This window comes from Faecalibacillus sp. TM498 (assembly GCF_020589955.1).
Taxonomy (GTDB): domain Bacteria; phylum Bacillota_I; class Bacilli_A; order Erysipelotrichales; family Coprobacillaceae; genus Faecalibacillus; species Faecalibacillus intestinalis.
This window is the reverse complement of the sequence record NZ_JAJDKB010000067.1, coordinates 1-10,640: the sequence shown is the minus strand read 5'-3', so window position 1 is coordinate 10,640 and position 10,640 is coordinate 1. Positions and strand designations below refer to the sequence as shown.

The 10,640-nt window shown below is 29.6% G+C and carries 10 protein-coding genes and 2 tRNA genes; 7 read left to right on the top strand and 5 right to left on the bottom strand.

The annotated features are described in order from the left end of the window. Positions 1-155: 155 nt before the first annotated feature. Positions 156-497, top strand: coding sequence for a hypothetical protein (locus tag LJD32_RS13600; protein WP_227392646.1), 342 nt, complete (start codon positions 156-158; stop codon positions 495-497). A 25-nt stretch (positions 498-522) separates the two neighbouring features. On the opposite strand, the gene map is transcribed toward LJD32_RS13600, so the two are convergent. After that, complete coding sequence (gene map, locus LJD32_RS13595) at positions 523-1,380, bottom strand: type I methionyl aminopeptidase (RefSeq protein ID WP_227392645.1); 858 nt, start codon at positions 1,378-1,380, stop codon at positions 523-525. Positions 1,381-1,468: 88 nt separating this feature from the next. Here map and LJD32_RS13590 point away from each other — a divergent pair, with 88 nt between their 5' ends. The 6 genes from LJD32_RS13590 (at position 1,469) to LJD32_RS13565 (ending at position 5,028) form a co-directional block, all read left to right on the top strand. After that, positions 1,469-2,020, top strand: coding sequence for an NUDIX hydrolase (locus LJD32_RS13590; protein ID WP_032089640.1), 552 nt, complete (start codon positions 1,469-1,471; stop codon positions 2,018-2,020). 155 nt (positions 2,021-2,175) lie between these two features. Continuing rightward, entirely contained in the window at positions 2,176-2,889 is a 714-nt protein-coding gene (locus LJD32_RS13585) for a LytR/AlgR family response regulator transcription factor (protein ID WP_227392644.1), read from the top strand. 55 nt (positions 2,890-2,944) lie between these two features. Next, positions 2,945-3,634, top strand: a complete 690-nt coding sequence (locus LJD32_RS13580; protein ID WP_227392643.1) for an N-acetylmuramoyl-L-alanine amidase family protein — start codon at positions 2,945-2,947, stop codon at positions 3,632-3,634. 116 nt (positions 3,635-3,750) lie between these two features. Continuing rightward, a tRNA-Ile gene (locus tag LJD32_RS13575) sits at positions 3,751-3,827 on the top strand. A gap of 40 nt (positions 3,828-3,867) precedes the next feature. Further along, positions 3,868-3,943, top strand: a tRNA-Ala gene (locus LJD32_RS13570). Between the two features lie 80 nt (positions 3,944-4,023). Next, positions 4,024-5,028, top strand: coding sequence for a PTS transporter subunit IIC (locus LJD32_RS13565; protein ID WP_117788642.1), 1,005 nt, complete (start codon positions 4,024-4,026; stop codon positions 5,026-5,028). A 12-nt stretch (positions 5,029-5,040) separates the two neighbouring features. On the opposite strand, the gene LJD32_RS13560 is transcribed toward LJD32_RS13565, so the two are convergent. From LJD32_RS13560 to LJD32_RS13545, 4 genes are all read right to left on the bottom strand, one after another. After that, on the bottom strand, positions 5,041-8,208 hold the full coding sequence (locus LJD32_RS13560) for a DEAD/DEAH box helicase (protein ID WP_227392642.1): 3,168 nt from the start codon (positions 8,206-8,208) through the stop codon (positions 5,041-5,043). Positions 8,209-8,310: 102 nt separating this feature from the next. Continuing rightward, positions 8,311-9,297, bottom strand: a complete 987-nt coding sequence (locus LJD32_RS13555) for a dipeptidase (RefSeq protein WP_119364311.1) — start codon at positions 9,295-9,297, stop codon at positions 8,311-8,313. Positions 9,298-9,310: 13 nt separating this feature from the next. After that, on the bottom strand, positions 9,311-10,165 hold the full coding sequence (locus LJD32_RS13550) for a DegV family protein (RefSeq protein WP_227392641.1): 855 nt from the start codon (positions 10,163-10,165) through the stop codon (positions 9,311-9,313). A gap of 11 nt (positions 10,166-10,176) precedes the next feature. Next, positions 10,177-10,431 (bottom strand): hypothetical protein, encoded by a 255-nt coding sequence (locus tag LJD32_RS13545; protein WP_147580729.1) that lies wholly within the window; start codon positions 10,429-10,431, stop codon positions 10,177-10,179. Positions 10,432-10,640 lie beyond the last annotated feature (209 nt).

Genomic DNA, 10,640 nt, shown 5'->3' with positions numbered 1-10,640 from the left:
CAATAGTGATTGGTATGATGTTTATGGAGAAGGTAAAGGTATTTGTGATTTATAAGAGAAAACTGTAGTTCGTGAGGACTACAGTTTTTGGACTATCTGTCTAATGAAATAACAAAAATGAGATGTTAAAATAACCCTAGAAAGGGGTTGTTAAAATGAGTTGTCATCGTATTGGTCTAGGAATGAATTCAATTGTTGAAAAATCAATTGAAATGTTTGAAAATGAAGAAATAGGCTTAAATGCTTGTAAGAAAATTATTGTTGCCTGTAGAAATGGTATTTATTGGTATGATGGGAATGAAGATGAAGCTATTGCCTGTATTATTGATTGTTATTGTGGTAATTGTTTAAGAAAGCTTCATCAAGAGCATCGAATTCGTGTTGATAGAAATCGGTATGATGTTGTGACTCATTATTTATATGAGGATTGTTATCAACATCTTGTTTATGAAGAAAGTATAATAAAAAAGCACGTATATGTTGAAAAAACGGCATAATAAAAAAGTCAGATTTTCTGACTTTTTATTTTGAAATAATTTCCACACCATCTTCTGTAACAAGGAAAGTATGTTCCCATTGAGCAGAAAGTTTCCCATCATCTGTATAAACTGTCCAATCATCATTATAATTTAAGTGAACATGTCTTGTTCCTTGATTAAGCATTGGTTCAATTGTAAAAACCATTCCTGGAACAATCAAAACAGTATCTTCTTTTGTTTTAAAATGGAAGACATAAGGGTCTTCATGCATGGTCATTCCAATACCATGACCACAGAATTCTTCAACGACACTATAGCCATTAATATGTGCATATCTTTGAATTGCTTTACCGATATCTCCAATATGACTTTTCCATGGCTTGATAGCTTTCATCCCTTCATACATCGCTTCTTTTGTGATTTTAACAAGTTTTTTAGCTTCATCTGAAACATTTCCCATCATAAACATACGTGAAGCATCGGCATAGTAACCATTTAATTCACTTGTAGCGTCAACGTTAATAATATCTCCATCTTTTAAAATAACATCAGAAGAAGGAATTCCATGACAAACGATATCATTAATAGATGTACAAATACTTTTAGGATAGCCTTCATAATTTAAATCAGCAGAATGTGCATTGTGTTCCTTTAAATATTCTCTTGTAAGTACATCGATATCTTCAGTCGACATACCAATTTTTATATTCTTTTCGATATGATCTAATAACCCATTATTTACAACAGCTGCTTTTTTGATTCCTTCAATTTGTTGTTGATTTTTAATCATTGATCTAGGAGGTGTCATCACTCCTCTTTTTTTGTAATAATTAATTTTTTTGTCAAATTCGCGGTGACAAACTTCATAGTCTAAGCCACTTCCGCACCAACATTTATTCATTTGTTCTACCTCTTTTCGTATCTATTTTAAACATCTCATTTTATAATGTAAAGAAAGATGATAATATGATTTTAATGGAGATGATAAAATGGAAATTTTAGATATATGCGATGAATTAGGAAATCCAACAGGAAAGACAGTAGAAAGAGAAATTGCACATCAACAAGGAATCTTACATCGTACAGCTCATGTTTGGATCTTAAGAAAAAAAGAAAATAAAATACAAATATTATTACAAAAAAGAAGTGAACAAAAAGATTCGTTTCCTGGCTGTTATGATATTTCAAGTGCAGGACATATTCCTGCAGGGGATAACTATGGTCAATCGGCGGTAAGAGAGTTGAAAGAGGAATTAGGAATTGTTGTAAGGGAAAGTGAATTGATTGATTGTGGAAATCGTAGATTTCATTTTGAAGAAATTTTTCATGGTCGTTTATTTAAAGATAATCAAGTAAGTAAAATATTTGTTTTATGGAAAGATTTAGAAGAAAAAGATTTTGTTTTTGTTGATCATGAAGTAAGTGAAGTTAAATGGTTGGATTTTGAAAAATGTTATCAAGATGTTAAAGAAAATAAAATAAATCATTGTATTTATATTGAAGAACTAGACATAGTAAAAAAATATCTTCGTGTTCAATAATGATCCTTTTTAAGTCTATATAAATCCCTTCTAAGGCGTTTTTTTGGAAAAAAACATAAAAAATATAAAAATAAAAAAGGTGCGGGGGGGGGGGGGGGGGTAAAATATGCTATAATTTATAGTGAATAAAATATGTGTAGTTAGGATGTGTGAGTATGTATTTTACGATTATGGATGATGACCGAGCGTTTGGCGAAACTTTAAAAAATAAATTAGAAAGTGAATACCATGCTGTTGTAGATGTTTATCATGGAATGGTTGATTTAGATCAGATAAAACATGTACCCGATATTTTATTTTTAGATGTGATATTTGAAAATGGGACAGGTGTGGATTATGCGAAAAAGTTTAAAGAAAAGTTTGATTCACAAATTGTTTTTGTTTCAAGTAAAAGTAGTTTGATTTTTAAAGCCCAAGGATTAAAGGCGTTATGCTTTATTAGAAAGAATCATCTTGATAATGACTTTAAAGTTTTTAATCAACTTTACAATGAAGAATGTAAAAATGAAATGAAATTGATTTTTGAACTGAATAAGGGAATGAATAAAAATCAAATGGCATATATAACATTAATGAGTGATGATATTATCTATGCAGAATGTTATGCTCATGAATTGATTATCCATACATATGAACATGAATATGCTGTTAAAATGACTTTGAAGAAATTTATGGAACAAGTAAAACAAGCACATTGTTTTATTCAAATACATAGAAGTTATGCAATTAATATGAAATATATTTATCGTATAGATAAAAATCATATTAATATGGTTAATGAAGAAAGTAAAAATGAATTAGAAATCGGTAGAAAATATAAAAAAGAAGTTAATGAGGCCTTTAGAAACTACTTGATGGATAAATTTTAGATATCATGAAAAATCATGATATCTTTTTTTTGACATATAATACAACGGTGATGTTATGAAAAGAATTTTTCTTATAATGATTGCTTTTGGCGTGTGTTTCTTTGAGGTTCCTGTAGATGCTTATGAAAAATCTTTAAAAAATGTAAAAGTGGTGATTGATGCAGGACATGGTGGTTTTGATAATGGAGCTATTGAATATGGTTATTATGAAGATAATATTAATTTAGAAATTGCTTTGAAAATGAAAGATGAATTAGAAAAAAGTGGTGCTAAAGTCTATTTAACAAGAGATGGTGATTATGATATGACGAAAAGAAATCATCATTATTCTAAACAAGATGATATGTATTTAAGGGTCAAGAAGATAGATAGCTATAAATGTGATTATTTATTAAGTATTCACCAAAATGCTTCTGGTAATAGAAGTGCATGGGGTTCACAAGTTTTTTATTATTATAGAAGCAAACAAGGAAAAGCATTAGCTTTTGATATTGATCAAAGTTTAAAACAGTTAACAAATAGTAGAAAACCAATTAGTGGATGTGGTTTTAGAGTTTTAAGAGCTACTAAGACATTAGGAGTTCTAATTGAGTGTGGTTTTTTATCAAATTATAATGAATGTGGGCAACTAAGAAGCAAAAATTATCAAAAAAAACTATGTCAAAAGGTAAAAGAAGGGCTCATTAAATATCATTTAAGAATAATGACTCAAAAAAAGAAAAAAACAGCAAAAATTTTACAATAAAAAAGCGTTGATTTTATCAATGTATTTTTATTTTTTTAAAAAAATGTAAAAAAATATACGAAAAACTGTTGACGTATTCTTATATGCATGGTATATTATATGGGCAGTTGATTGATGGGCCTGTAGCTCAGTTGGTTAGAGCGCACCCCTGATAAGGGTGAGGTCGATGGTTCAAATCCATTCAGGCCCACCATTTTAACAAATGAAATGGTGGAAAAAGTAAATATTAAATTGGGGCCATAGCTCAGCTGGGAGAGCACCTGCCTTGCACGCAGGGGGTCAGCGGTTCGATCCCGCTTGGCTCCACCAATAAATAAACTAACTGCTTCGGCAGTTTTTTTGTTGTAAAAAAATAAATATACTCTATAATCCAATTAAGGGGGTAAAATATGGCACAAAGTAGAGGAAAAGGAAATTATGTAATCAATACTTTTAATGGAATGGCTTATGGCTTTTTTGCAAGTTTGATTATTGGAACAATATTAAAACAATTAGGAACATTAGTTCATGTTGAACAACTTGTAACCTGGGGGACAGTAGCAGGTTATTTAATGGGACCGGCCATTGGAATTGGTATGGGCTATGCAATTGATGCAAAAGGACTTAATTTGATTTCTGCGGTTATTGCAGGAGCAATAGGAGCTGGAACATTTAATAATGGTGTTCAAGCGGGTAATCCAATTTCAGCTTATGTAGCAGTTTTAGCGGCTATTGAGGTAACAAGACTTATTCAAGGGAAAACACCGATTGATATTTTACTTGTTCCTTTTGTTTCTATCTGTATAGCAGGTTTGGTAACGCAATTTGTAGGACCTTATCTTACACAAATGATTACTTGGATTGGAAGCGTTATTAATGATGGGGTTTCTTTACAACCTTTATTTATGTCAATTGTTGTAGGGGTGTTAATGGGAATGGCATTAACGGCACCAATTTCTTCAGCTGCTATTGGTATTATGTTAGGACTTGATGGTTTAGCGGCAGGGGCAGCACTTGCAGGGTGTTGCGCACAAATGATTGGTTTTGCGATGATGTCTATTGAAGACAATGATATTGGTGATGTTATTGCTATTGGAATTGGAACAAGTATGTTACAGTTTAAAAATATTATTAGAAGACCGGTTATTTGGTTACCTACAATTTTAACAACGATTATTACAGCACCTATTTCAACGGTCTTACTTCATATTCGTTGCAGTGCAATTGGCTCAGGAATGGGAACAGCAGGACTTGTAGGTTTATTGGATGCGATTCAAGTAATGGGAAATCAGTATTGGATACCACTTATTTTGATAGATGTGATTGCTCCAGCAATTTTAACATTTAGTTTTTACAAAGCTTTTAGAAAATTGAATTACATAAGAAAAGGAGATTTAAAGATTGAACGTCTTTAATCTCCTTTTTCTTTATTTAAATAAATCAATAATATCTGCAGTAGACATTTGGGTAATAGAACCATTATTGTTTTCAATAAACATATTCGATAAATCTTGTTTTTGTTCTTGAAGTTTTTGAATCTTTTCTTCAATTGAATTTTTCATAATCAATTTATAAACTTGAACATTATTTGTTTGTCCAATACGATAAGCTCTATCTGTTGCTTGATTTTGTGCAGACATATTCCACCATGGATCATAGTGAATAACGGTAGAAGCACTTGTTAAGTTAAGACCAGTACCACCTGCTTTTAAACTGATTAAAAAGACAGTTGTTTGATCGTTTTGGAAGGCATTAACAAGTTGATGCCTTTTGATTTTTGTTGTTGAACCAGTTAAAACATAATAAGAAATATCTTTTTTACGTAATTCAGCTTCGATTAAATCTAATGATTTAGTAAAAGAAGAGAATAGTAAGACTTTTTGATTATTTTCTTTTGCTGTTTCAATAATATCCATACAAGCTTTAAGTTTAGAACTTGGTTCAATAATATCTTTATATAAAATACGTTGATCACAACATAATTGACGAAGTCTTGTCATCATTGCAAGGATTTGGATCTTATCAATATGATTTACCTGAATAGCACTTTGTAATTCACTATTAATTGTTGATAAGTTAGCAAGATATACTTTTTCTTCCTCTGGTGTAAAAGGAATAATGACATTGTTTTCAATCTTGTCTGGTAATTCTGTTAAAACATCTTTCTTTGTTCTTCTTAAAATAAATGGTTCAACTAATTGCTTAAGTTTTGCTTGTTTTTGTTGGTCTTCATTTTTTATGATTGGTATTTCGTAAGTTTCTTTGAAATGGTGATAATTATATAAATATTGAGGCATCAAGAAATCAAAGATTGACCATAATTCTGCTAAACTATTTTCAATTGGAGTACCTGTTAAAGCGAAACGATATTTACCATTAATTAATTTAACAGTTTGAGCATTCTTTGTACTTTGATTTTTGATATATTGAGCTTCATCTAAAATAAAATAATAGAATTGATAATCTTTATATAATTCATAATCTCTACGAATATAATCATATGAAGTAATAACAACATCATATTCTGGAATGCTTTCAATTAATTTCTTTCTTTGAGCAATATTTCCAGTAATACAAACTGTTTTCAATTTCTTTGAGAATTTTTTGATTTCATCTTGCCAGTTATAAATCAAGGTTGCAGGAGCAACAACGAGACTGACATGATTTTCACCGATACCATCTTCAATCAATGTCATGACTTGTAATGTTTTACCAAGCCCCATATCATCAGCTAAGATACCACCGAAGCCATATTCTGACATTGTTTTTAACCATTTAAATCCTTGAACTTGATAGTCTCTTAAAATCTTAGAATAATTTTGTGGAACTTGAATATCTTCAGGATCTTTTTCTTCAATATGAGAAATCAAGTCTTGGAAATGTTGATCTCTGTTGAAATGTAATGATGAACTGTTCATAAAGTTTTCTAAATAAAGTGAATGATATTTATCAACTTCAACTTCACCATCTTTTAAATCGGTATATTCAATATTTAAATCATTAAATAATAAATCTAAATCTTTGATACTATCATCATCTAAATTAATAAATTCCCCATTTTTTAAACGATGATAATTCTTTTTGTGTTGATAAGCATATAAAATATCTTTAATTTCTTCTTTATCAACATTGATACTATTAATATCGATTTTTAATAAATCATTTTGTAAACGAACACCGATATTTAATTTCATATTTTTAGGTTTATTCATTTGTTTGATTTCTTCACTAATATAAATTTCACAATCATTATTAAGTGAAGGTAAAACACGAGTAATGAAATCATAAATATCTTCTTCATTATAAAGATAATACATTTGAGTGATTTCATCATATTCTAGGTATTTTTGTAGTGTTTGAATAACACCATCTAATTTTAATGGAAGTACTAGATCTTTAGGGTTTTCTAAGATTGTATTTCCTTGATCATCTCGATAATCTAATGTAACAGATAATTCGTTGTTGTTATTTAAATCGACATAAATTAATAAAGAAATATCCATAGGTAGATATTCATCGATATCATCTCCTGTAAATTCGACATAAGGAACAACAGAATCAATGATATATTTAGAAAAACGTGGTAATTCGTTATTTGGAATTGTAAGTGAATTATTTTCTAAATGTGTAAGTAAAGGTCTTAGCGCATCACTACATTCTTTTGAATATCTATTAAGGGTATAGTGATCGAAATAATAGATATATTGATGACCGATGATAGTAATACCATCAGGTTCTTTGTATTTGATGGTTGTGTAATCTTCATCTTTTTGGATTTCTAAAATGAAGTTTTGTAAATCAATTGTTGTAAAGTTAATGTTGATATCTAAATTATCATAATGTGTTAGAAAAAAATCATCAATATTGTCTGATGTGATTCTAATACTACGATCATCATCTTTTAAATGAAAATATTCTTTAATAAAACGAATTTGTTTTAATGAAGAACTATCAAAGGCTTTAGAGTTATGATCGGTAACTAAAGCATTTCCATATTCAACAATTTCGTTTGCTTTTACATTTTGAATAAAAGTATTTAAATTTTTAATTGTATAACTTCTATCGCTAGCAATCTTATAAGATAAACTTAATCGATTAAATGTACTTTTTACTTGCGGTATTAAATGAATGTGTTGATTAAGTTGTAATTGATGTAAACGATGCTGATTTTTATATTGTTCAATTAATGAAAAAGTTAAATTAGCTTGTTCTTTTAAATGTGCGGCTTCTTTTTTTGCTTGAAGTGCTTGTAATTGATCAGCGTAATTTCCTTTTTGATTGAAAGAATAAGGTAAATCACTTGCTTCAAGACCGTAAAATTTTAATAAAATAGCACCTATATGTCCACATGCCAGTTCATTAGGCTTACAGTGATTACAATCGCAGTTAAATTCGAGGATATGTCCTCCTGTATCAACTTGAATTGTAGCAGTATCAATTTTACCATTAACATTAGTACTTCCTACGATTTGGTAAATTTGACCATCTTTAATAACAGACATGTTAGATATTGTATTATGTTGAAATAAGTTATGAGCTACTTTCCAATTGGGCTCATTAAAATACTTATTAATTTCATCATCTTTAATATACATAAGTAGTCCCTCCCATTTAGCTATTATAACATTATTTTTCTAAAATGATGAGATAGAGATACGCATTTTTTTGTTTTTTTAAAAATAGGATTGTTTCCAATCCTATTTCAAAACTGCTTTATAAACACGTAAGACATTTTTATAAAAAATCTTTTCAATTTCTTCAATAGATAATCCAGCTTCAATTAAAGCACCATATAATATTTGATAACCACTTGCATCCTTCATTTCAAGCTTGGATCCAATACCATCAAAGTCACTTCCTAAACCAATACAATCAATACCTGCAAGATTTTTGATATATAAAATATGTTGAACCATATCCTTAACATAACTTGTTTGATGAGTACCTTCGGTAGTTAAAAAATCACTACAGAAGTTGATTCCCATAACGCCTCCACGACTAGCAAGTTTTAAAATCATGTCATCTGACATATTTCTAGCGACACCACATACTTGGCGAGCGTTACTATGAGAGGCAACGAAAGGTTTTGTTGTATGATGATAAACATCATAAAATCCAGCATCACTTAAATGAGAAACGTCAATAATGATTCCTAAACGTTCCATTTCTTTAATATATTGTAAACCAAAAGGTGTTAAACCATCGTGATCATTGATTTTAAACATATCTTCATAACAAGAAATATTAGAAAGGTTAGGGTGTCCAATGCCATTTACATGATTCCATGTCAAAGTAATCATTCTAACGCCTAATCTATAATAATGTTCAAGTAGTGATAAATCATTTTCTACAACAGCCCCTTCTTCTAATGTTAGAAGAGAAGACATGATACCTGCTTGTTGATGATCGATAATATCTTGATAACAAAAGACAGGTTTAATGAGTTCAGGATATTTTTCTATTTCATGATAATAATAGTTAATGAGTTGATTTGCTTTTAAAAAAGGTTGAGGATTTTCACTTAAATCGACAAACATCGCAAAGTTTTGAAGCAAATAATCTCCTTTTTGCATTTTCTTTAAATCAATATGACCGTCATTTTCTAATAAAGAACCTTCTTTACCGTGATGTAAATCATCATAAAGTTTTAAAATGGTGTCACAATGCATATCAACAACTTTCATCATTAATCACTCCTTAAATTTTATATGTAGCATGAATTGCACAACAAGCAAGACCACCATGGCATGTTAAAACAGCAGGCAAATAATTGATTTCTACATCAATACCATGGAAGGTTGTTTGAAATAATAATTTTGCTTTTTTAGCAAAAATTTCATTATCAGCGTGTGAAATATAAATCTTGTGTTGTTTAGCGTTAACACCTAATTCATGGAATTTATCAACAATCGATTTTAAGATTTTTACTTCAGTTCTAGACATTGTATATTTATCAACGGCTTTACCTTGTTCATCTAAACAAAGCAAAGCTTTGATTTTTAACATCGATGCCATTCTGGCTGCCATTGGTGATAATCTTCCACTACGTGAAAGTTGTTTAAAGTTATCTGGATAAAGGAACGAAAAAGAATGATTTGTTTTTTCTTCTAAAGCAGCAAAAATTTCATCAACAGTTTTCCCTTCATCTGCAAGTTGTTTTGCACAAATAGCCATATCCATAACAGGAGCACCTACTTGACGACTATCATAAATATAAACATTATCTAAACCAACGGTATCTTTAGCAAGATGGAAACCGTTGTTTGTTCCTGATAAATCTGCAGAGCAGGTAATAATAATGATTGCTTCATAATCTTCTTCTTGCCATTTTTCCATTTGTTCAACAAGATAACCTGTATTTGGCTGACTTGTTGAAGGAATTTTACCATCTCTTAAATAGTCATAAAGTTGTTTAGTTGAAATATCGACTTGATCTTTATATTCATGGCCATCAACGATGACACTTAATGAAATAAGTTCGATTCCGTTTTTTTGTGCAATTTCTTGATCCATTGCACTTGTTGTGTCTGTCACAATTAAATATTTTTCCATTTTTGATCTCCTTAAAATTCTAATTCGAATTCTTGATAATCTTCTGTAAGAGATTGAGTGGTTTTTAACCAAGCGTAGGCTTCCTCAAATTCTTCTTCAGTAATATCTTCTATTATTCCAAATTTAATAAGTTTACATACATCGTATATACTTTGCCATAAAGCATCGAATTGATGATCTTTTGCATCAATATCTGCTTGTTCACTTTCTTGATAAATAATAAATTCATGTGCGATTTGACTTGCTTGTTCTCTTTGTTGGTCCATAGGATCCTCCTTATATTATATGTTTATATAATTATACCATTAATCAAATATAGAATGATATATAATATTACAAGAAGAAGCAATTTTTGATATAAAATAAAATTTTTTTAAAAAAAGCTAAAGTGAAAAGTTAAATTCCACTTTAAAAAAATGAAAAATAAAAGTAGAATTTACTCTTTCAGAAAGCAGATTTTATAAGAATATTAGGT